Annotated in this window: 21 protein-coding genes; all 21 read left to right on the forward strand. The window is 30.9% G+C overall.

All coding sequences use genetic code 11. From position 1 onward, the window contains the following. Positions 1–135: 135 nt before the first annotated feature. The 21 genes from AC0N32_RS09855 to AC0N32_RS09955 all read left to right on the forward strand — a co-directional run bounded on the left by AC0N32_RS09855 (position 136) and on the right by AC0N32_RS09955 (position 22,777). Entirely contained in the window at positions 136–492 is a 357-nt protein-coding gene (locus tag AC0N32_RS09855; RefSeq protein ID WP_476393680.1) for a winged helix-turn-helix transcriptional regulator, read from the forward strand. A 169-nt stretch (positions 493–661) separates the two neighbouring features. Beyond that, positions 662–2,431, forward strand: coding sequence for an aminopeptidase P family protein (locus AC0N32_RS09860; protein ID WP_476393681.1), 1,770 nt, complete (start codon positions 662–664; stop codon positions 2,429–2,431). A gap of 558 nt (positions 2,432–2,989) precedes the next feature. Beyond that, positions 2,990–4,375, forward strand: a complete 1,386-nt coding sequence (gene mnmE / locus AC0N32_RS09865) for a tRNA uridine-5-carboxymethylaminomethyl(34) synthesis GTPase MnmE (RefSeq protein ID WP_476393682.1) — start codon at positions 2,990–2,992, stop codon at positions 4,373–4,375. A gap of 157 nt (positions 4,376–4,532) precedes the next feature. After that, positions 4,533–5,666 carry a tyrosine-type recombinase/integrase gene (locus tag AC0N32_RS09870; protein ID WP_476393683.1) on the forward strand — a complete coding sequence of 378 codons (1,134 nt, stop codon included), beginning with the start codon at positions 4,533–4,535 and terminating at the stop codon, positions 5,664–5,666. 6 nt (positions 5,667–5,672) lie between these two features. After that, positions 5,673–6,350, forward strand: coding sequence for a hypothetical protein (locus AC0N32_RS09875; protein WP_476393684.1), 678 nt, complete (start codon positions 5,673–5,675; stop codon positions 6,348–6,350). A 99-nt stretch (positions 6,351–6,449) separates the two neighbouring features. Beyond that, entirely contained in the window at positions 6,450–6,725 is a 276-nt protein-coding gene (locus AC0N32_RS09880) for a helix-turn-helix transcriptional regulator (RefSeq protein ID WP_476393685.1), read from the forward strand. 17 nt (positions 6,726–6,742) lie between these two features. After that, entirely contained in the window at positions 6,743–7,621 is an 879-nt protein-coding gene (locus AC0N32_RS09885) for a hypothetical protein (RefSeq protein ID WP_476393686.1), read from the forward strand. Positions 7,622–7,668: 47 nt separating this feature from the next. After that, positions 7,669–8,031, forward strand: a complete 363-nt coding sequence (locus AC0N32_RS09890) for a hypothetical protein (RefSeq protein WP_476393687.1) — start codon at positions 7,669–7,671, stop codon at positions 8,029–8,031. Between the two features lie 73 nt (positions 8,032–8,104). Beyond that, complete coding sequence (locus AC0N32_RS09895) at positions 8,105–8,710, forward strand: hypothetical protein (protein WP_476393688.1); 606 nt, start codon at positions 8,105–8,107, stop codon at positions 8,708–8,710. A 159-nt stretch (positions 8,711–8,869) separates the two neighbouring features. Next, a complete protein-coding gene (locus tag AC0N32_RS09900) occupies positions 8,870–9,832 on the forward strand; it encodes a hypothetical protein (RefSeq protein WP_273005599.1) in 963 nt (320 codons plus the stop codon). Continuing rightward, a complete protein-coding gene (locus tag AC0N32_RS09905; RefSeq protein WP_476393689.1) occupies positions 9,829–10,311 on the forward strand; it encodes a hypothetical protein in 483 nt (160 codons plus the stop codon). The genes AC0N32_RS09900 and AC0N32_RS09905 overlap by 4 nt, the downstream gene beginning before the upstream one ends. Before the next feature lie 179 nt (positions 10,312–10,490). After that, positions 10,491–10,961 carry a DUF488 domain-containing protein gene (locus AC0N32_RS09910; RefSeq protein ID WP_476393690.1) on the forward strand — a complete coding sequence of 157 codons (471 nt, stop codon included), beginning with the start codon at positions 10,491–10,493 and terminating at the stop codon, positions 10,959–10,961. Between the two features lie 61 nt (positions 10,962–11,022). Then, positions 11,023–11,700, forward strand: a complete 678-nt coding sequence (locus AC0N32_RS09915; RefSeq protein WP_476393691.1) for a recombinase family protein — start codon at positions 11,023–11,025, stop codon at positions 11,698–11,700. A 396-nt stretch (positions 11,701–12,096) separates the two neighbouring features. Continuing rightward, a complete protein-coding gene (locus AC0N32_RS09920; protein ID WP_476393692.1) occupies positions 12,097–13,380 on the forward strand; it encodes an OB-fold protein in 1,284 nt (427 codons plus the stop codon). Between the two features lie 27 nt (positions 13,381–13,407). After that, positions 13,408–13,665, forward strand: coding sequence for a hypothetical protein (locus AC0N32_RS09925; RefSeq protein WP_476393693.1), 258 nt, complete (start codon positions 13,408–13,410; stop codon positions 13,663–13,665). A 217-nt stretch (positions 13,666–13,882) separates the two neighbouring features. Next, positions 13,883–15,151, forward strand: a complete 1,269-nt coding sequence (locus tag AC0N32_RS09930; RefSeq protein WP_476393694.1) for a hypothetical protein — start codon at positions 13,883–13,885, stop codon at positions 15,149–15,151. Next, entirely contained in the window at positions 15,148–17,007 is a 1,860-nt protein-coding gene (locus AC0N32_RS09935; protein WP_476393695.1) for an ATP-binding protein, read from the forward strand. The genes AC0N32_RS09930 and AC0N32_RS09935 overlap by 4 nt, the downstream gene beginning before the upstream one ends. Then, the gene (locus AC0N32_RS09940; RefSeq protein WP_476393696.1) at positions 17,000–18,145 is read left to right on the forward strand and encodes a hypothetical protein; all 1,146 of its coding nucleotides are present in this window, start codon (positions 17,000–17,002) and stop codon (positions 18,143–18,145) included. The genes AC0N32_RS09935 and AC0N32_RS09940 overlap by 8 nt, the downstream gene beginning before the upstream one ends. Further along, positions 18,142–19,818 carry a DUF6035 family protein gene (locus tag AC0N32_RS09945; RefSeq protein ID WP_414844890.1) on the forward strand — a complete coding sequence of 559 codons (1,677 nt, stop codon included), beginning with the start codon at positions 18,142–18,144 and terminating at the stop codon, positions 19,816–19,818. Before AC0N32_RS09940 ends, AC0N32_RS09945 begins: the two co-directional genes overlap by 4 nt. Positions 19,819–19,823: 5 nt before the next feature. Then, a complete protein-coding gene (locus tag AC0N32_RS09950) occupies positions 19,824–21,800 on the forward strand; it encodes an AAA family ATPase (protein WP_476393697.1) in 1,977 nt (658 codons plus the stop codon). A gap of 2 nt (positions 21,801–21,802) precedes the next feature. Then, complete coding sequence (locus AC0N32_RS09955; protein WP_476393698.1) at positions 21,803–22,777, forward strand: hypothetical protein; 975 nt, start codon at positions 21,803–21,805, stop codon at positions 22,775–22,777. Position 22,778 lies beyond the last annotated feature (1 nt).

Raw genomic sequence — 22,778 nt, forward strand, 5'->3', positions numbered from 1 at the left:
AATTTTAGTCTAAGACTTTTGAATGTATTTGTTTTGAAATCGATTTCTTTAACGATGCAAATGTAAAATGAATAAATTTATTTTAGTAACTTTGTAACTAAAAGTAACAGTAACTTTTGAGTAACAAGGTAACTTATGGAGGAAATAAAATGTTCGGATAACGACACCAATAAAAAACAAATTATGGCTGTTCATGATGCCATGGACGTATTGAATGGCAAATGGAAAATCTCTATAATTTCATCGGTCTGTTATTACAACAAACGGCGTTTTTCCGATATTTTGAACGATGTGAAAGGAATTTCCAATAAAATGCTCAGCAAAGAACTGAAAGAACTGGAAATGAACCAACTCGTAAAGCGGATCGTCCTCGATACCCAACCCGTTACGGTACAATATCAGCTAACGGAATATGGTTTGACTTTAAAAAAAATCATCGACACTCTGGCCGATTGGGGAACTGAACATCGAAAAGTAATTATCGGAAAGTGATAAAAGGCGATCACCTGCTTGGAACAGCCAGCTAAATTAATTAAATCGTATTTGTCTGATGATTTATTATACCGGATAAAATGCGGTAATAAATCCGCTAAAACATAATTTAACTCTGTTGGATAACCTTTAAATTCGTAACTTCACATCTTTAAAAATTATTCAAAAAATGACTTCAAAGGAAAAAATAGCTGCGCTTAGGGAAGAAATGCAGAACCATAATGTTGATGCATTTATCGTATATTCTGCAGATCCGCACATGAGTGAATATCTCACTGAAGAATGGCAGGAGAGAGCATGGTTGTCAGGGTTTTTAGGCTCTGCGGGTTTTGTGGTGGTGACTAAGGATAAAGCCGGACTCTGGACAGACGGAAGATATTTTACCCAGGCTGCCATTGAACTGGAAGGATCCGGCATCGATCTTTTCAAAGAAGGAATGGAAGGAACACCTAATTATATCGATTGGATCATTTCTGAAATTCCTGCCGAAGGAAGGGTAGCCGTGAATGCTTTGGCTACATCTCATGCCAACTGGGAACTTCTGACGGAAAAATTAAATGCCAAAAATAGATCTTTATTGGATATTCCGCTTTTGGATAATGTATGGAAAGACAGAGGGACGCCTTCTAAAAACCCGATTTTCATTCAACCGGTAGAGAGAGCCGGTGTATCTGTTGCTGAAAAAGTTGCAGCCATCCGTCAGAAGATGGAATCTCTGGAGGCAACCGTTCATGTGATTTCAAGTCTTGACGATGTCGCCTGGACACTCAACCTCAGAGGAAGTGATGTGCAGAGCAATCCTGTATTCTTAGGATATATCGTTATTACTAAAAACGATGCCAAGCTTTTTACAGACCTTGAAAAACTTGAAGTGGAAGCCCGAAAACAAATGGACGAAGCATGGGTGAAAATGATGCCTTACGAAGAGTTCTACAACTGCCTGAAAGAATTCAAAAATGAAAAAGTTTTAGTTTCTCCAAACAGCAATCAGTCTATTTTTGAAGCATTAAAATCTGAAAATCAGCTGATCAAAGCCCCTGTTCCCGGAAATCTGATGAAAGCCCAGAAGAATAAAACCGAACTGGAAGGTTTCAGAACAGTGATGGTAAGAGACGGTGTTGCTATGGTTAAATTTTTATATTGGCTGACCCACAATGCCGGAAAAGAACCGATGACCGAATATTCCATCGGGGAGAAACTGAGGGGTTTCCGTGCCGAAGGAGAAAACTTTATTGGAGAAAGTTTCGGAAGTATTGTCGGATACAAAGATAACGGAGCGATTATGCATTATTCCGCGAAGAGTGAAGGAAGCAAGGAGGTTACCAATGACGCCAGCATTCTGGTGGATTCCGGAGGCCAGTACCTTGAAGGAACAACCGATATTACAAGAACTTTGGCTTTAGGAGCCGTATCTGAGGAGTTTAAAAGAAACTCTACTTTAGTTTTACAGGGGTTAATCCGTCTTTCGATGGTAAAATTCCCGAAAGGAACGAGAGGCGTACAGCTTGACGCAATTGCCCGACTTCCTTTGTGGATGGAAGGCAAAGACTACAACCACGGTACCGGTCATGGAGTAGGAAGCTTCATGAATGTACACGAAGGCCCTCAGAACATCCGGAAAGATATGAATCCTCAGGAGCTGATGGTCGGAATGGTCTGCTCAAACGAACCGGGCTATTACCTGGAAGGAGAATACGGCATCCGTCATGAAAACCTCATCGCGGTAAAAGAATCCGAAACCACCATCCACGGGACTTTCTATGAATTTGAAACATTAACCTTCTGTCCCTTCTTTAAAGATACGATCGTTAAAGAAATTCTTTCTGAGGAAGAGATCAACTGGCTGAACAGATATCATAAAACCTGTGAAGAAAAAATAGGACCTCATCTGGAGGGTGATGTCAAAGAATGGTTTAATGATCTGGTAAGTCCGCTATAAACAATAAAAAATATACTATTGGTGAAGATTTCAGCATCAGTGGTAATGAGTAATAACCCCGCCCGGCAGCTCTTGCCAGGCGGGGTTATTGTATAACCGTATTTTTACGGTACAAATTGCAGGGATTATCCTGAATTCCAGGAAGACGAGCTGGTGTATCTTTGTATCAGTAAACAAGACATCAATCATCTTCATATAACTTAGTAAATTCAAAGCACTAATCACTTCATTTCCTGAAGTGGTTTTTTTTGTGTATTAAATTATTCTGAGAATGCATAAATGTGGGAAGTTTTCAACATCCTCCTGATTTCATGTGAGGTCGTGCTATCATAGCCCGGATTGCAGCAATTGTCTGAGCTCATTTTATAGATTAGGGGCGGCGGCATGGCCGCTGCCCCTAATCTATAAAATAGCGAGTGCGGAAAGCCGGAAAAAGCTCCTGATAATCGTTTGATTGCTTTTAGGATAAAGGTATCGGGTTGTCTGTTTGAGCTTTTTGAATGATGACAATAGATAAAGGAAATTTTTGATTGCGGTGAAAAAACGTAAATTTGCACCATGAATAATGATACCATTTGTGCGCTGGCCACGGCCAATGGCGTTGGAGCTTTAGGAATTATCCGTGTTTCCGGAGACGATGCTTTATCTGTGGTTCAGAAGTCCTTTCCTGGAAAAAACCTGTCTAAACAGAAATCCCATACGATCCATTACGGCTATTTTATGGATGGGAAAGAGGCAATCGATGAGGTGATGCTTTCGATTTTCCTGGCACCGAAAAGCTTTACAACCGAGAACTCTGTGGAGATTGCTTTTCACGGGTCACCGCATATCGGGAAACGTATTCTGGAAACGCTGATCAAGAACGGTGCGCGGATGGCCAAAGCCGGTGAATTTACGCTGCGGGCTTTCATCAATGGCAGAATCGACCTGTCACAGGCCGAAGCGATTGCGGATGTGATTGCTTCCGAAAACGAAGCTTCAAGGAAAGTCGCCATCAGCCAATTGAAAGGAGGGATCACCAATGAAATTTCTTTTCTGAGAACGGATCTTCTGAATTTTGTTTCGCTGATCGAGCTGGAACTGGATTTTGCAGAGGAAGATGTTGAATTCGCAGACCGCAGCGCCCTGAACCAACTGCTGGATAAAATTACCCTGAAATTAAATTCCCTGATCGAAAGCTTCCAATACGGAAATGCCATCAAAAACGGGACAGCCGTGGCGATCATCGGAAAACCGAATGCCGGAAAATCAACGTTGCTAAATGCGCTTTTAAAAGAAGAGCGTGCAATTGTCAGTAACATTGCCGGAACGACCCGGGATACGATTGAAGAGGTGCTGCATATCAAAGGTCACGCGTTCCGCCTCATCGATACGGCCGGACTACGCGAAACGATGGATGAAATCGAAGCGATCGGCGTAAAAAAGGCCAGGGAAAAAGTAGCCAGTGCCAATATTCTCGTTTATCTGGCCGACGCCGGAACCTCCGATTTTTCGGAAGATATCGAAATGATTCAATCTTTATTGCGCGAAGATCTGAAACTGATTATCTGCGCCACAAAGATCGATGAAGTAATCCCGACCCAATATGAAAAAGTAGAAGATATTTTTAGGCAGAGCATTACCCACGAATTCGATTTCATTAAAATTTCTGCCGTCGAAAACCAGAATATCCTGGATCTTAAAAACGAGTTGTCTTCCTATGTAGAACAGCTGAAGGCTTCAGAAAACAACGTCGTGATCACCAATCAGCGTCATTTTGAAGCATTACAAAAATCCCTCGATGCCGTAGAGAAAGTCAAAGAAGCCATCACTTTCCGGATTTCCACCGAGCTGCTGGCGTATGAATTACGGAATGCATTGGAACATCTCGGTGAGATTTCAGGTGAAGTGACGAATGATGAGGTGCTGGGGAATATTTTTTCGAAGTTTTGTATCGGAAAGTAAAGTCGAAAAAAAAAGGAAAATAAAAACATATTAAAAACAACATTAACAACAACTTATATATCTAATTTTAAAACTTATTTTCTCTTAGTTTCCTATTTTATTTACATTTTTGTTGTTAATTTACATTTTATTTCTATTTTTACGTAAATAATGTAAAATGGAAATATCATTACGTCAAAGAATATCAAAAAAAACTGGTAGAATTACCCTATATTTAGAAATATATAAAGGCTATTCAAAAGATGAAAATGGAAAAATTAAGCATTATAGGGAATATGAATATTTAGATTATTTTCTCTATGAAAAGCCAAAAAATCCTATTGAGAAGCAGCATAATAAAGAAAGCCTTAAATCAGCAGAAGCAGTCAAAGCTCAGAAAATATTAGAAATTCAAAATGGAAAGTATGGATTTAGTAACACACATAAATTAAATACTAACTTTATTGATTATTTTAAAAAGTTAACAAAAGAACGTTTTGAGAGTTTAGGAAATTATGGAAACTGGGATAGTACCCTGAAGCATTTGCTTAGCTACACTAGTAAAACAACTACTTTTAAAGATATCAGTCCAGAATTTTGTGAAGGCTTTAAAGATTATCTATTGAATAAAGTAAAAACAAAAACGGGGAATGCTTTGTCTCAAAACTCTTGTTCTTCTTATTTCAACAAATTTAGAGCTTCCTTAAATCAGGCTTTAGATGATGGAATTATAAATGATAATCCTTGTAAAAAAGTTAAAGGTATAAAAGCAGAAGAAACGGAAAGGGAGTACTTAACTCAAGAAGAGTTAAATGCTATCATGAAAGCAGAATGTAGATATGATATTTTGAAAAATGCTTTCTTGTTTAGTTGCTTTACAGGTTTACGTTGGTCCGATATTCATAAGCTTACTTGGAGTAAAATACAAGATTTTGAAGATGGTTATAAAGTTCAGTTTAAACAGCAAAAAACTAAAGGAGTTGAGTACCTAGATATACCAAAAAATGCCTTAAAGTATATAGGAAAAAGAGGAAATCCGGAAGATAGAGTTTTTATAGGATTGAAGTATAGTGCATATATGAATACAGCATTAACACAGTGGATGCTGAGAGCAGGAATTACAAAACCTATTACTTTTCATTGTGCAAGACACACCTATGCAACTTTTCTTTTAACAAAAGGTGTTGATATTTATACGGTTTCAAAAATGCTAGGTCATAGAGAGTTGAAAACTACTCAAATTTATACTAAAGTTATAGATCAGAAAAAAAGAGATGCTGTAAATGTTTTTGACGAAGCTTTTAAAAATTAATAAAATATGAGTGAATTTAATATAATTTTCCATAGGGTTCATATAGATACTTTTTTTAAAAACTTTGACGTGGATTTCGAGAATAGAACAACCAATGAAGAAAAAATAAGTTGTTTTGATTTTTATTTAGAAATTGAGGAGCAAAGATTGAATAAATATTTAAAAGAATTAAATCCCGATTTTTATATTGATCATAGAATGTATGTTGATGAAATAAAAAATCTTATAACTAAACTAAAAGCTTTAAAAAATGATTTTAAAAATTCACTAAATCCTTTAGAACTTTCTACTTATTGTTGGCGGATCGAAGAAGAAAAATTAATGTTATTATATGAAAAGTTAGTAGATAATTTTATTAGTTCAAAAACTACATTTGAAACTTTCAAATTCCTTTTTTCTGGAAGGCATTTAAATGAAGCTAAGGAGAAAATTGTTTGGCTGAAAATTTCTAAGAATAAACATCCTAATAAAAAATCAATTACAGATTTTATAGATGTTCTAGTCGAAAAATATATTATTTCGACACCTTATCCGATTCAAAAATTTGAGAAAATACAAATTCTTAATACCTTATTTTCTTCAAAAGATAAAGAATTAAAATTTACGAATTCCAACTTTACCACATCTGCGAAAACCTCCGAATTTAGAGTGGATTTGGAGAAAATTGCCAATGCTTTATTATAACTTACTTCCTCTTTTTGTAAGGTATTGTAAGATATAAGTTATTTCCTATCTTTTTTCCTTTCTTGACCTTTGTTGCATACAATAAGCAAATAATTTCTTATGGAAAATATAGAACAAAGGTTAGAAAGGATTGAGAAACTGTTGATTTCTCAAAAAACAGTTTTAAATTTTGAAGAACTTGTAGAATATACAGGTCTTTCTCATAGTTACCTTTACAAACTTACGAGCAAGGGAAATATTCCCTTTTATCGACCAAACGGAAAGCATCTTTACTTCAATAAAGAAGAAATAGACGCTTGGTTACTCCGTAATCGCTCCAAAACTAATGAGGAGATTGAAAACGAAATTACAACCAAAAGAACTCTCAGAAATTAACGATAAAGTGCTTTACAATGATAGATTTTATTGTAATAATTGCTTCTATTGAGCCTTTGTGGGACTTTACATCATTAAATCCCTTTGTATGGAAAGGATTAGAATTTTATCCAAAATATAAAAAAGGGAAATTAATAGGTTTTGAAAGTGATTACAAAGGATTAAGGGTAATGTTATATTATGAAAGAATTGAAGTTTCCAATTCGTTACACAAATTTTACAAAGGCAATAATTATTCTAGATTTTCTTACTCTGAATTGGAGAAAACTATAGAAATAATTTGTAAAAAATTCGATATAGATGCTAGATTTTGGGAAATTAAAAAAATGGAATTTGGGTTCGTTATTGTAACTCCAAAGCCTGCTGTTGAATATTTAAACTTTTTTTTTCAATATAAAGGTAATGACTTTGAAAAAATGAAAGATAAGAAAACAGAATACGGTAGAAAATGTTACATGTATGCTTATGCTTTAAAAGTCTATGCTAAAAGTTTACAAACTAAAATTATGGACAATGTGATAATTCCAGATGATAATTTACGAATCGAATTTTACTATAATGAAAAAAGAAAGTTACCTAAATCAATAAAAACATTGAATGATTTATTGGATAGAGAAAAGTTCAAAGAACTATTTAATGAACTCTATCAAGCATTTACCATAGTTGTTTATAAGGATGAGGCTGATCTTTCTAATTCAACCAATGAAGAAAGACTGCTTTTTTATGCATCACTCAATCCAGATTTTTTAAAGTTTGAAGAGAAAGTCAATAAAAGTACAGTAAAAACAATAAAGTCAAAGATAAAACAACTAAGAGAAAGATTTTTGAAAAAAAAATTTAAATTATGGTTTTTAAAATCATTGAAAACCAAATATATAGATCTTTATTGTAGTTGATTTATCAGACTTGTAATATAGCAGGAAAATAATAAAAATTTTAAATTATGAAAATATCAATTTCAGTAAGAGATGTATTTAACTTCTTAGATAACATTGAAAATTATGATCGTATTTTATATCGAGCAGAAGAAATGTTTAATCTAAAATATCTAGAAATAGAAGATGTTCTAGATAGATTTGACATCTTACCCAAATCTATTATAAAGGAAAAATTTGATAATGATGATTTTGACTACTTTGATTTAATAATTTGGGAAAATCAGATGCCAGACGAATATTTCTTTCATTTTTTTTATGAAGATATTTGGGATGATGGTTTGCCGGACATGTATATACTAGATTTCAAAAAATTTTTTATTCAATCTTTGAAATTGGAACTAAATAATTATTTGAAAAAGCTACTTTAAAGTTGAGAGCTATTATTATTTAGTTTGGGAGGATATGTTGAATCCCAAACTAAGTTTGTTATAAAGTTAAATAATGAAACAAAATAAACCTAGAAGCCAATCATATACCCCAGCTGAAATTATAAAAATTACAAAGCAGGTTTGTAAGAATTATTCTGCAGGAGAATATACCATAGAAAGTTGTTGTGAGAACGCTGGAGTGCCTTCTAGAACGTTTCGTAACTGGTTCAAAACTTATAAAGATTTTGGAGAAGACGTCCCTGAAAAATGGGAGTACTTTGCCGAACTTGCCGCTCTATACGCACGCACGAGAGAAAGCGTCAGAAAAATCGAAAACGAAATGCTTGTAGAGAAAGCCATTAGTTCTTTGATGAAGTTGGTATCTGGATTTGAGAAAGAAGATACGATTATAATCTATAGGGAGAAACAAGACAAAAAAGGAGAAAAATATCTTGAAATTGTCAATGTTAAGAAGATAAAAAAACAGATAGGACCTAATGTAAAAGCTGTAATGTTTGTTCTTTCGAAACTCTACCCAGAGGTCTACGGAGATAAGAATACAGTGATTTATGTAAATAATTTTAATAATGAATATAATGATATGTCTAACGAAGAAATAGAAGCTGAGCTTGTTAAATTGCAATCAGATTTGAATGAATCTAAAAGAAATGAAAAGTAACTTTACTTAACAAAGAAATCTTAACCGTTTCAAAAAAATTCATAACACGATCAGTAAACATGATATATTTATAAGTTTACTTGAAAATAGTGGAATTTTTCATTATGGAAAACCACAAAATATCTTATGGTTTTTTTATTATATTTGAGGAAAAAATTAATGACCGAAGAAAACAAGACCGAAATTAGATTTCAGTTATTTTCATTAAAATTCACACCAATAAACGGTGTTAATAAAGACAGTAAGGATATAATATTCAACGTTATAACTTACATTATGAATAAACTGCAAAAAGAAAATAAAGGACATCTTATTGATAGGCATGAAAATAGGGCAAATAGCCGAAGAGAACTATTCATGAATCGTGCTGTAATTGTTGGAAAAGATAAACGATTCAGATGTTCGATGGCTCTGTTGAGAAGTGGGAAAGTTCCATTGATTAAGCCGAAAGAGGAATATAAATTAATTCCAATTTCTGATTCAATTAAGGGAAGTATAGCTGAAGAAACGCATTTTTTTATTGATTATAGTAAAAATACAGTAATTATCTGTTGCGAGTATAATCATCATGGACCTAGAATTACAGATATTGAATATTACTTCAGAAATATCGCTCATAAAGTTTTAAGAGAGAGTAAAGCAACAGAAGTTAATGCTTATTTGGAAGCTCCTATTGAAGAAACTTTGGAAAAGTTGCGTAATGTTTTGAACATTAATATTAAAATTGATCCGAGGGAAATAGATAAAATGGCGCCAGATATTTATAATAAATATTTTTCAGGAATGAAAAATTTGAGTAAAGTTTTTGATCCTAAATTTTTAAGAATTGAAGCTTATTTTCAATCACCTGGTGGAAGTATCAAAAGTGATGCTCTTAATAATAACGCTAATAATATGATGAAAGATCTGCTTAAAAAGCTAAAAGGAAATCAAATCAACTTTGATGCATTTCAATCTTTTATTTTCAAGTATGAAGATAAAGATGGAAATGAAGAACTTTTTAATTTGCTGAGTGGAAAAAAAGAAATAATTTTAGAAGTAGATTTAAAAGAAGTTACTAGTGCGAGAAAATGGTATGAAATGGTAAAAGAAGAATTTGATAATTTTATAGCAAGTTTATGATACTTGATTATTATTTCAGAAGACCTGTATTATGGGATTATTTAATATCAATAATGATCTCATCAGGATTGTATTACTTATTTTGTAATGCAAGAATTTCCATCCCTAAGGATTCTGATTCTTACAGCTTAACGGGTGATATTTCTAATGTGGCTTTTACTTTAGCAGGATTCATCTTGACTATTCTTACAGTATTGATTACTTTTAAAGATTCGACAGGAGAAAGAACGGATAATATTTTTGCAAGATTTTTTAATTCGGATTATTATCATCAGTCTGTGGAACACCTTAAAAATTGTATTAAGTCTATTATTATTGTAGCAATTCTTGGTTTTTTCTTAAAAATCTTTGTAGCTGAAAATTATAGGATTTATCTTTTTTTCTATAATGTTTTTGCATTGATTATCACTTTTTTGAGTGTTTGGAGATGTATAATGATACTAAGTAAAATACTAGTATTACAAAAACCAGATAATTAAAACATTCCTGCTTAAAAGCGGGATTTTTTATAATATGTAATAATGAAATGTTTTTTTCAAGGTGAGACTTATTTTTTGTGAAAAATTATTTAAAAACATACAATTAAAAGTTTAAATGTTTGATTATCAATTTGTTAATTATTATCTTTATACAAGTAATCAAAAAATAACAAATCAGTATGCAGACTAAAATTTTCAGCATAGGTCAGGGTAATCGCCAAATCAGTGAATTTATAAAGTTACTTGAAAACAATAGAATACAGATAGTGGTAGATGTTCGTACCAATCCTTACTCTAGATGGAAGCCAGAATTTAACACAAAGGCATTCCAGATCACTTTAGCAGAATTTGGCTTACAATACATTCACAAACCAGAACTTGGAGGAAAACCAAAAGATGAAGAATTTTACACCAACGGAAACTTAGACTATGATAAACTCCGCAAGTCGGTGTGCTACCAACAAGGTTTAGAATATCTGGAAAAAGGCTTGGAGTTCGATTATAAAATTGCAATCATGTGCAGTGAGCAGAATCCGCAGGATTGTCACCGTTACAATCTGATCGGAGAAGACTTACACCGCAGAGGATGGGAAGTCATTCATATTGGTAAACAAGGAGAACTTTTACCTCATACTACAGGACTTTTTTAGGTCCTTTTTTATTTATTCAAAATGTATCTTTAATTCAACCAACATTTAACAAAAGTTACGAATGAAGTATATCAGTTATCTGAGAGTTTCCACCAAGAGACAAGGTGAAAGCGGACTCGGAATAGATGCCCAGAAATCTGCGGTAACTAAATTTCTTAAACATGATGATGAATTAATTGCAGAATACAGGGAAACTGAATCAGGAAAGAAAAATAACCGTCCCATGCTCATGAAAGCGATTGAAGAATGCAGGAAGCAGGGAGCAACCTTACTCATCGCCAAACTTGACCGTCTTTCCCGAAATGCTTCCTTTATTTTTACCCTTCGGGATGCTAAAGTTGATTTTGTTTGCTGTGATATGGCAAATGCCAATCCGGTAACCGTTGGAATCATGGCCGTTTTAAGCCAAGACGAGAGGGAACGTATTTCCCAGAGGACCCGAAGTGCATTGGCAGAACTGAAAGCAAAAGGAATTGAATTAGGCAAACCCGAAAACTTGACAGACTATTCCAGACAACGAAGTATAGAAGTCCGCCAGAAAGATGCGAGGGAAAATGAAAACAATCGCAGGGCAACGGCACTCATTACTTCCATGCGCTCCGAAAACATCAGCTATCATAAAATTGCAGAAAGACTTAATGAATCTGGATTTAAGACCAGACAGAGTAAATTATTTACTGCAATGGCCGTTAAGAGATTATTTGACAGACATCAGGAGAGCTTCAAAGCTCAGGGGTAGTTCAAATTTAAGATTTAAGAGCATTTTTCTTGCAAAATGAAAAAGGGCAATGAAAATAAAAACAATAGAAATTTGAGCCTTAAAATGAGTTGTTTCTGATTTTTAGATTTGAACATCTCGTAGAAAATCCTTAAGTTTACAGGCAAATTTTTAAAGAATCAAAATATAAGATTAAAAACAAAGGATGTAAATAACATATAGATAATTGCGTTAGCAATTCATTTTTTCAACTCAAAATACTGGTAATATTTTTAACTAAAGAAAAATGAAATGCAAAAGACGCCCCAGATCGGGGTGTGTTTGCTTCATTTCTTTAGTGGGTTATACCAGTAGCCTCGAGTTGAGAATGATGTCATTCACACCCTTTCTCATTCAAATAACCAAAATATTATCTATATGGCACAGGTGAACAATACACAACCAAGTACTCAACGAATTTTACTTAACATCTTCAAATGGATCGTCGGAATATGGATGATCTTCTCCGGAATCGGAGTAATTTTCACAAAAACCTTTTTCGGAGGTTTATTATTACTCATTGGAGGAATACTCCTGATCCCTCTCATTTCTAAATTCCTCATGCAAAAATTATCTTTCTGGCGGGAACGAATTATTAGAGTTGTTGCAACTCTCGGAATTTTATTTTTTGGATCAATAATACTTGGAATGAATGTTTCTCCCAATTTTTCTGATCCTAAGACCACTCAGTCAGAAGAAAGTACAGGAAGTGAAGAAAAATTACCCTATCAAGATTATCTCGAACAGGCAGAAGAATCTGTGAAACTGCTTTCCACAGACAAGTTGGAAAACCGAAACAATGCGCTAGCTGAACTTCAAAAAAATGACATTTATCAAAAGTTAGTAATAAACGAAGAAGTGTCTCCAGAATATCTTATTCTATTAAATGCAATTTCAAGTGGAATCACTCATAGTAAAGATGATGAATTTGCTGTAGATGAATCTCTTTATTCTAAAATTCAAAAGTCGGAAAACGGTGAAGATAAAATCATATTTGTTACAAGGGTGATCGGTTTGTCTTTACCAACAAATGGTGGAATTACGAAAGAAATTATTGATGTATTTGAAAGATATAAGAAAAGATTTAAATGGTATGGAAGCAAAGGAGATATTTTCATGGACGGCAATGGTATGGAGACAAAGATTCCGGAAAATTATGATCTGACACCTTTCTTTTCCTTAATCCAGCCAAAAGACAAAGAAATATTAAACAAGCTCTATGAAGCACATCAAAAAGGGATATCCAACTGGAATCCAAAAGGAAACTACTTATATCCTTATATGGCAACAAAAGAAGGTTATGTAGATTATATAAAACAGGTTAATCCAGAAAGTCAATATATTCCTAAAGTGGATATCGAAATCACCGCACCGGAACTTTACAGAGCTTATGAAGCTAATGAAGTTTCTGCGGACGAGCAGTATAAAGGCAAAAAGATGGCGATTACGGGTGTTGTTGGTAATATCGGAAAAGATATTTTGGATAATCCTTATCTCTCCTTGAAAGTAGATTATTTTCAGTCTGTCAACTGTTATTTCTCAGATAAAAATAATAAAATTATTTCCCGGATCAATAAAGGTCAAAAGGTTACTATTATCGGGGAATGTGCTGGGCTTACATTAACTGATGTTGTTGTTCAGGATTGTGAATTGTGGGAATGATAACTTTATTAATCAAGGACAAAATAAATGGAAAAGATATCTAAAATTACATTGACCGCGGATAACGGAGTTTTTAAAGATCTAATTCAGGACATTGTACATGCTGTTGTATATAATAAGGAACTGGAAAAATTCAAAATTATTTTTTCAGTAAATATTTTAGAAACAAGCATTATTATTACAGAAAACAAGCGTTTCAAACTCTTTTCGGAAGACTGGATTAAATTACAACAATTTTTAGAAAATAAAACAGTTGATTTGGTTTTTATAACGGTTTTGGAATGAATCTTTTAAGTATAATTAAAATAAAGTTTAATACAGTACGGTTTTCCGTAATAAAAATAAAAAAGATAATATTTATTTTGTATTTATGAAATTATGTAAAAGTCAATTTATTTATTTAAAAAAAGTATTAGGAATAATTAAAAATTACTAAATTGGATAAATGATAGCGTAAATTAATTTTACGCTATTTTTATAAATAATAAACTAATAACCCAAAATGAGTCCTAAAAGATCTCCTGAAAAAGTTCAGGAAAAAAAAGATGAAAATCCAACTATTCCGAAGTTGGAAAATCCTTTAGAAGAAAGACTGGAGAATTTTAAAAATTTGATTCAGGATTGTAGTATTAATTTTTTAATAGGCTCCGGATTATCTGTTCCGTTTATGAAAACTCTTGGAGGTATTGAGACATGGCTTACTGGTCTTGAGGAAAATAAAAAAATCAGTGACGATTTGAGAAATTATATAAAAGCTTGTTTATATAAAAGTTACTTTGAGGTTGCAATGAAAGGAAATATAGAAGTTGAAGAGTTGTCTCAAAAAAATAAAAATTATTGTTCTTCGAGTGCTCAAGCTGTCGAGTTAATTGAAACTTATGAAAACTATAAGATTTTTTTTCAAGTTATCAATCAAATTTTATACGAAAGGAAAAGTAATACAGTCAATAAACAAGTAAATATTTTTACTACAAATATTGATATATTTTGTGAAAAAGTAATTGAAGATTTAGGATTATATTTTAATGATGGATTTAATGGTATTTTTAAAAAACAATTTCAGCTAAGCAATTTTAAAAAATCATTCTTTCAAAAAAGTCTTCAATATGACAATATTGCGGAAATTCCAGTCTTTAATTTACTTAAAATTCATGGTTCAGTAACTTGGAAATTAGCAGATGGAATTATAGAATTTGCTGGATTAAATGTTTTAAACAAAGTTATTTCTAAGATTAAGGATGTCAATTTACTTAATATCTTAGAAATGAGTAATGAAAAATGGAATAAAGAGGAATTGGATTTGACTATAGAAGAAATAATTTCTGAAGCAGAAAAGCAAATTCCGATACCATCGACGGTAGAATTTATAGAAGCATATGAAGACTTACAAGTAGTAAATCCAACTAAGGATAAATTCAGAGATACTACTTTTAATAAAACCTATTACGAGATGCTACGTCTTTATTCTAATGAGTTAGAAAAAGAAAATTCAATATTATTTATAATGGGTTTTTCGATGGCTGATGAACATATTCGTGACATTACCTTTAGAGCTATAAAATCAAATCCTACATTGAAAGTCTTTATTTTTTGTTATTCAACAAAGGCAAAAGATATATTAAAGAATTTAAGTAACGACAAAATAGACCTTAGTAATTATCATAATGTAGAGCTACTAAATCCTGTTGAGAAATTTGGATTAAATAAAGCTAATGAACTTTTATTTATACCATTATTAGAGAATATCCAACTAAAAAAAAGTAAATCATGAAAGTAGATTTACAAAAGGATTCTATTTTTAAAGTAGGTAAAGTAATCTCAGTCGAAGGTAGAACAGTAAAAATTGAAGTCGACAAGACGAAAAATAGTTCTCACCTCTTATATAACGGAGAACTTCTAAGGAATATTTCAGTTAATGGCTATATTAAAATCACTAAGGGTTTCACAAAAATTATAGGTAAAGTTGAAGGAGAGTTCATTCTAGAAGATAAGCAAATATCTGGAAAAGACTATAAAAGTGAAAAATTCAAAATTAAAAGAATTTTAATTATTAGTTTACTTGGTTTTTTTAGTAAGAAGGGATTCGAGAGAGGTATTAAAGAGCTCCCTTTGATAAATAATGAGTGTTATTTGTTAGAGAAAGAAGAGTTTGAGGATGTTCATGACTTTGTAAAAAAAGGAGATACCCCTCTTATTTTAGGAACTCTTACACATGAGAATGAACAAAAAATAAGTGTTGGGATAAATGATTTATTTGCAAGTCATATAGGTGTTTTTGGTAATACAGGAAGTGGGAAGTCTTATACATTGGCAAAAATGTATAGAGAATTATTCTTAAAGTTTATTCAAAATCAGAATTTTAAAATAAACACACACTTTATATTTATTGATTTTAATGGAGAGTATATAGGAAACGAAGAGATTGGTTATGACATAATAATTGAAAAAGATAAAAAGCAAATATATAATTTGAGCACCCGAGATTTAACCGTTTATGAAAAGTACCCTGTAAATAGAGATACTATAAACAATGTTGAATTTTGGTCTATTATTCTTGAAGCAACAGAAAAAACTCAAATACCATTTCTTAAAAGAGCTTTCAAAAAGGAAATTGATCCACTAAACATTCATAAAGAGATAGATGAAATTATAAAAGAAATTATCGTTAAGGGAGATAAAGATTTAGGAATAAAATCTATTTTAAACTATTTGTGGGAATTAATGCCTCTAGTCTCCAATGAGTCAAATCTAAAAGAATTAATTAATTGGATTGATAGTAATTTAGGCACTTATAATAATGGGGGATTTTTTGTTAAAAGTAATGTTGCAGATAAACACGATTTAAATGCAAATGCTTTCCCTTACATAACCCCATTGGTAAATGGATTAAATTTCTTAACAGCAAATGAATTTAATAAAATTAGATATAAAATAACATATACTTACTATAAGGAAATTGTGAGAGGACATTCTAACAAAGAACATTTATCTCCTTTAATCAAAAGATTAGATAGCAGATTGAAAGATGTAAATAAAGTTATAATGTTACAAGATGAAAGTGAAATTTCTACTAAAAATATTTCTATAATCTCATTGAAAGATGTAAATATACAAATGAGGAAAATTTTACCTCTTCTCATTTGTAAACAACTTTACGAAGACAAGAAAAAGGAGGATGACAAAACAAAATATTTGAATATAATAATAGATGAAGCACATAACATTTTATCTTCAGTGTCTGAAAGAGAAAGTGAAACGTGGAAAGATTATAGATTAGAAACTTTCGAGGAAATTATTAAAGAAGGTAGAAAATTTGGAGTTTTCTTGACTATAGCGAGTCAAAGACCTTCCGATATCTCTCCAACAATCATTTCGCAATTGCATAACTTTTTTCTACATAGATTAATTAATAATAATGATATCAAAGCTGTAGAAAAAACGGTGTCATATTTAGATAAGCTTTCTTTTGAATCGCTTCCTATTCTCCCTACAGGCACTTGTATTCTAGCAGGTCTTTCAGCCCAAGTCCCTGTAATGATCGATATTGGCAAAATTGATAAAAAACAATATGAGCCCAATAATAAAACAATGATATTAATTAATAATTGGATTGATAATAATGACTAAATCAGAAGAATGGGCATATAATTTATGCAAGAAATCCTTTTTTTCTTTATTCAGTTTTGTTAATCCTGTTGGCAAAAAGGATAAGGAGCTTTGTGATGTGATAGTGATATGTGGAAGTGATATAGTATTAATTTCAGTAAAAGAAATTAATATTAGTCAATCAGATAATTATGATGTAGATTACAACAGGTGGAATAAACGGGCTATTGAAGATTCTTTAAAACAACTGAATGGAGCAGAAAGATTTCTGAAGAGTGTTTCTTCTTTTAAACTCAAGGATGCAAAAGAAGAAATTGAACTTCCAAAAGAAAAAAAATTTTATAAAATTGCTCTGGCTATTGGAGGTATAGGAAAATTTCCACTTCCTGAATCTATTAGGAATAATGGGTATGTGAATATTATGGATGAAATATCTTTTCATTCAATTATTTCAGAATTGGATACTATGAAAGATTTTATTCTCTATCTAAGAGAGAAGCAAGCTAAACTTTTAGATGTTCATTTTACAGGTAATGGAGAGGAGGACTTATTAGCATTTTATTTATGTAACGAGTTAAACTTTCCAGAGGAGGCATTTATCTACTTTGATGAAGGTATCTACGAAACTCTTAAAAAGAGTAAGGGTTATCTACAAGAAAAAAAGGAAAGAAAAGAAAGTTATAAATGGGATTTTATTATTAATCATTTTACTCAAAATTATTTTGATAAAAATGGCTACAATACTGATACATTGAATGATATAAGAAGAGCTTGTGAAACTATGGCTCAAGAAACAAGATATGAAAGAATAAAATTGATTGATAATCTAAATACCGTCATTAACTCAAATATAAGAGCAAGAATTTATTTTTCTCCGACTTTTAATCACATAATATATGTTTTTGTTTCAGGGAAATTTGATAATGAAGAACAAAGACTTAGAGAAACTGAACATAGGTGTTTAGTTGCTGCATTTTTATTTAATAAGTCAGCTGTCGTAATTGGAATTGCGTGGGAAGTAAATCCTAATTTTGATGTGTACGATATTGTATATCATAATTATAAAGATATATGGAATGATAATTTAGATAAAACAGCATTATTAGCGATAAATGAACTAGGATATTTTAAAAACCAATATGACCAATTAAATCATTGATTAGTAAGCCGGATAATATCAGAACTATTGAAACTGTATTAAATCTTGATACAGGAGATAAAATATATTCAAATATTTTATTTGATAATAAAGAAAATGAACATATAGTTTTTTCTTACAGAGAGAAATGTCAAGAAGCAATAAGTGAAAGACGAGAACCTTTTCTTGTATGTGAAGTTTGTGGACAAATGGTACAAATAAGTGGGGGAAAGGGAATAAATGGTAAAATAAAATATTTTAAGCACCTCAAAGATAGTAAGGATTGTCCTATTAAAACTGATACCAAATTATCAAAAGATTTAATTCTTAGAGGGAAGTTTAATGGTCAAAAAGAGGGAAAATTACATATTGAAACTAAACAATATGTGTTTGATTTTTTGTGCTATAATCAACAAAATAAAGGAGAGGTAACATTTGTGAAACAGGAGATGGTAAACAAAAGTATAAGGGATCATCTTGAATGGAAAAAACCTGATGTTACATCAGTCTTTAATCACAAGAATTTAGTTTTTGAAATTCAACTTGCTACTACTTTTTTAAATGTCATCTGTGATAGACAATATTTCTATAAAGACAATCAGACGTTTATAATTTGGGTATTCAAAAGTTTTGATATTGAATCAGATAAACAAAGATTTACTCAAAAGGATGTATTTTATTCTAATAATCGAAATGCCTTTATTCTAGATGAAGAAGCCATTAGGTTATCTCAAAGTAATAAGGATTTATATTTACTTTGTCAATATCAAATACCAAAAGAACAGGAAGAAGGAATAGGATATGTTTGGGAAAGTAAATATGTATCATTAAAAGATTTGACATTCGACAAGAATTCTTATAAAGTATATTACTATGATGTAAATGCAGAAGAGGAAAAAGTCAGGTCGGATATTGAGAAGAAAAAACTTGCGCGAAAAGAAAAGGAAAAAGAAAGGCTTAGGTTATTTTACGAATGGGAGGAAGAAGAAAGAAGAATCGAAAAGGATGAGGAAAAATTAAAATTTGAGCAAGAAGAAACAGAAAGACGAATCCAAAAACATAAAGCAGAAAGACAACAAGGATTAAAAAAAGAACATCAGGATTTTGTAGCAAAGAATTTTTCTTTTTTTGAAAGACTTGAAAACTATGGTAATTTAAGCCCATTACAGAACGTTTTTCTCGCTAATTTCTATCAAATAAATGAACAAATTGATATACTTTTCAAAAAAGGTTACCAGCCTTGTGAAGAAGATTTAAAATTTATAAAAAACGAATATCAATTAGAACGGAGAAATTACAAAATTCCTGACAGGTACTCAATATTATATTTTCTTTCATTGATTACATTTTATTGTAAACTCAATAAAAATCCAGAATATTTAAAAGTTTTCCCCAGAGTAGAAAGAGTTTTAATTGCAATTTTATCTATTAAAGAGAAAATTGTTATTGGCTACAGTTTTAAAACACTTATTCAAATACCTCATCAATTCATAGGAAACCCATCTAGACAAGAGTTTTCTAAACCGATTTTAGAAGCAATAAAAAGCTATTATGGATATGATAGTTTTATTCAAGAGCAAGACAAGAAAAAAACATTAGAAAAAAAGATTCAATCTTTAAATGGTAATATTCCAAACCTTCCTGATAAATATAAAAAAATAGTAAGTATAGTTTTTAAAGATTTAATATTATAATATTTATGATAATTAGTATTTATTTAGAAGAACACGGATATTTAATAGAAAAACCACAAACTTTAAATTTTGGAGGGAAATATATTTATTCTTTTGAACCTAATGGAAACCATCTTTTAATTAAAAGAAAACTTAATAAAAAATATATTGAAGATTTTTTTAACATCTCAGATAGCGCTTGTAAAATAACTTTATTAAGTGCTATTGTAGGTCAAAACGGTGTCGGAAAATCTTCTATTTTAGATATTATAAGAAGAATTTTTTTAGATAATCCTGACTTATTATCTTACAATAAATCTACAGTTTTAGTGGAAGTAGACGGAAAAACAAAAGTGTTGCAATCACAATATAGTAGTATTATGATTGTTGATGAAGAAAGGAAAAATGCTCGTCCAAAAAGGTTATATAAAATTGATAGAGAAGCATATCAAAGTATTTATTATTCTCCTCATTTTGATTTAAAGTATAATAATAATTTTAGTGCGACTGATAAGTATGATATCTCTTTGGATCAATACATTAAAGAGGATTTACAAGACACTGATAAAAAGGGGACTAATGAAAGCGGATGGAAATTTGATCCGCATGAAGAATTAGTATTTAAAAATACTTTAAGGCAGGTTGAATTTATGATCTCCAACATATTTAAAAAAGATGAGACCTTACGTTTTTTTCAATTACCAACATACGAGTATATTACAGTACTTTTCAGAAATATCGATGTTGATGAAGATTTTTGGAATACCCCTAATCAGTTTAGAAGTTTAATCAAAATAATAAAAGAAAAAACGAAATTAGAGCTTGATAACTGGCATTCAATTAGAAAGTTTGATAAAAACCACAAAGTTATTAATCAAGAACAAGTAAATCAATATATACTAAAAAGATTCATAATAAATACTATTTTATCTGTAATCATTAGAATGATGGAAGAAAGGAATTCTTTCCTTAATGAGGGATTTATAGATGAAAAAATTGAAATAAATAAAGACTTAAGTGCAGAAAAATTATTTTTAAAGTTTATAAATAATTCTTATATTAAAATATCCGATAAAAAAAAGAAAATATTTGACTCTAAACACTATAATCTTTTCTTTGTAGAAGTTGATAAAGTTATTGAAAAAAATCTTGGGCAGAGAAATATAAACAACCAAAGTATTGAAGTCAAATTAGAAGATGTTGAAGATCTGTTATTACTACATAGAAAGATTGTAATCGGCTTCTTTAAATATTACTCACACTATGAGAACTATTCAAGAAGCAATACGAATTTATATGAATTTATTGGAGTAGCACCAGATACAAGTATGAGTTCAGGAGAACTAGCTATGCTTAATTTCTTTTCAAGATTAGATTACTTTTTAGAAAATAATCTTAAGAATCCAGCACTGACTTCAACTATCAAAAACAACTATATCTTATTGTTAGATGAAGCAGATTTGGGTTTTCACCCAGTTTGGAAAAAAAAGTATGTTGAAGCTATTTTGAAAATTGTACCTTATTTTTTTGAGTCATTCAAAACAAAACCTAAATTACAGATAATAATTACAACACACGATCCTCTTACATTATCTGATTTACCAAATAATAATGTAGTTTTTCTACGAAAAAATGACATGTATTGTTCTGTGATTTCAGATACTGACCAAAGTAAAATTCAAAAAACATTTGGAGCAAATATTACAGATTTGTTGGCACACTCCTTTTTTATAGAAGATGGACTGATTGGAGATTTTTCAAAATCGAAAATTAAACAAGTAATAGATTGGATAAATAAGAACAAGAATTTATCAAATACTGATAAGTCTACTCCTGAATTCAAAGATAAACTACAGTATTATAAAAAGGTTGTTAATCTTATTGATGAAAAAATTGTTAAAATAAAACTTGCAGAAATGATTACTGATTTAGTTCCAGACAATACTTACTATAATCAAGTTATTGATGAAGAGGTTGAATTTTTAAAGAGTAAAAAGAAATAGTTATGCAATATATTGACATTAATCTTCCAAACATTATTGAAGCAAGAGATATTCATTATCTTTTTATGCGATATATTATAAAGAAAAAATTAAATGGAAGTGAATTTTCTGAATCTCCTCCTTTATCAGATATGAATCAGATAAACAAAGTCGGAAAAATAAACTTATTAAGCCAAGATGTAATAACTTACTTAAACGATGATGATAATCTAAAAAAAATCTTAATTGGAAGTCCAGCAGAATTGGATAGTATAAAATCAATTTTCACGAATCAAGTACAAATAGAAACAATAAAAAAAATAATAAATTATGATAGTTGGATAGGTATAAGTGAAGATTCAACCTATCAGAAATATAATGCTTATAATTTAGCCGAAAAACTAGATATTCCTACTTGTATCTATTGTAACCGCATTTATACTAAAACTGTAATAAATAGTTTAGAAAAAAAGATTATACGCCCTACTTTTGATCATTGGTACCAGAAAAGCAAATATCCATTACTTGCTTTATCATTTTACAACTTAATTCCAAGTTGTAACGTTTGCAATAGTGGTGTCAAGGGTTCTACGCCTTTTTCTCTTTCTACTCATTTTCATCCTTATTATAAATATCCAAACAAGGAACTCAAATATACGTTTAGTTATGACCACGAGGATTATAGTAAATTTACCTTTAAAATTTTAACAGATAAAGGAGATCTTTTTTCAAGAAATTCTGTCGATGCATTTGAATTAGAATCAATATTTAAAGCTCATGAAGATGAAATTGAAGACTTGAGAAGAATAAAAGATTCATATTCTGAGGATTATATTAAAATGTTAGAAGATAGTACACTAGAAGGAATCACGCTTGATAGAGATGAGGTTTATCGATTAGCTTTTGGAGTTCATTTTCAAGAAGCAAAATTTGATAGAAGACCAATGAGTAAAATGAAAAAAGATATTCTAATAGAATTAGGAATTATAAAACCCTGAG

The sequence above is a fragment of the Chryseobacterium endophyticum genome, assembly GCF_056333165.1.

Excerpts from the sequence above, each read along its gene's own strand:
- AC0N32_RS09855 (WP_476393680.1), top strand. The coding sequence starts at position 136 with ATGGAGGAAATAAAATGTTCGGATAACGACACCAATAAAAAACAAATT.
- AC0N32_RS09900 (WP_273005599.1), top strand. The coding sequence starts at position 8,870 with ATGACCGAAGAAAACAAGACCGAAATTAGATTTCAGTTATTTTCATTA.
- AC0N32_RS09950 (WP_476393697.1), top strand. The coding sequence starts at position 19,824 with ATGATAATTAGTATTTATTTAGAAGAACACGGATATTTAATAGAAAAA.
- AC0N32_RS09875 (WP_476393684.1), top strand. The coding sequence starts at position 5,673 with ATGAGTGAATTTAATATAATTTTCCATAGGGTTCATATAGATACTTTT.
- mnmE (WP_476393682.1), top strand. The coding sequence starts at position 2,990 with ATGAATAATGATACCATTTGTGCGCTGGCCACGGCCAATGGCGTTGGA.
- AC0N32_RS09870 (WP_476393683.1), top strand. The coding sequence starts at position 4,533 with ATGGAAATATCATTACGTCAAAGAATATCAAAAAAAACTGGTAGAATT.
- AC0N32_RS09920 (WP_476393692.1), top strand. The coding sequence starts at position 12,097 with ATGGCACAGGTGAACAATACACAACCAAGTACTCAACGAATTTTACTT.
- AC0N32_RS09940 (WP_476393696.1), top strand. The coding sequence starts at position 17,000 with ATGACTAAATCAGAAGAATGGGCATATAATTTATGCAAGAAATCCTTT.
- AC0N32_RS09935 (WP_476393695.1), top strand. The coding sequence starts at position 15,148 with ATGAAAGTAGATTTACAAAAGGATTCTATTTTTAAAGTAGGTAAAGTA.
- AC0N32_RS09905 (WP_476393689.1), top strand. The coding sequence starts at position 9,829 with ATGATACTTGATTATTATTTCAGAAGACCTGTATTATGGGATTATTTA.
- AC0N32_RS09860 (WP_476393681.1), top strand. The coding sequence starts at position 662 with ATGACTTCAAAGGAAAAAATAGCTGCGCTTAGGGAAGAAATGCAGAAC.
- AC0N32_RS09885 (WP_476393686.1), top strand. The coding sequence starts at position 6,743 with ATGATAGATTTTATTGTAATAATTGCTTCTATTGAGCCTTTGTGGGAC.
- AC0N32_RS09895 (WP_476393688.1), top strand. The coding sequence starts at position 8,105 with ATGAAACAAAATAAACCTAGAAGCCAATCATATACCCCAGCTGAAATT.
- AC0N32_RS09880 (WP_476393685.1), top strand. The coding sequence starts at position 6,450 with ATGGAAAATATAGAACAAAGGTTAGAAAGGATTGAGAAACTGTTGATT.
- AC0N32_RS09955 (WP_476393698.1), top strand. The coding sequence starts at position 21,803 with ATGCAATATATTGACATTAATCTTCCAAACATTATTGAAGCAAGAGAT.
- AC0N32_RS09910 (WP_476393690.1), top strand. The coding sequence starts at position 10,491 with ATGCAGACTAAAATTTTCAGCATAGGTCAGGGTAATCGCCAAATCAGT.
- AC0N32_RS09925 (WP_476393693.1), top strand. The coding sequence starts at position 13,408 with ATGGAAAAGATATCTAAAATTACATTGACCGCGGATAACGGAGTTTTT.
- AC0N32_RS09930 (WP_476393694.1), top strand. The coding sequence starts at position 13,883 with ATGAGTCCTAAAAGATCTCCTGAAAAAGTTCAGGAAAAAAAAGATGAA.
- AC0N32_RS09890 (WP_476393687.1), top strand. The coding sequence starts at position 7,669 with ATGAAAATATCAATTTCAGTAAGAGATGTATTTAACTTCTTAGATAAC.
- AC0N32_RS09915 (WP_476393691.1), top strand. The coding sequence starts at position 11,023 with ATGAAGTATATCAGTTATCTGAGAGTTTCCACCAAGAGACAAGGTGAA.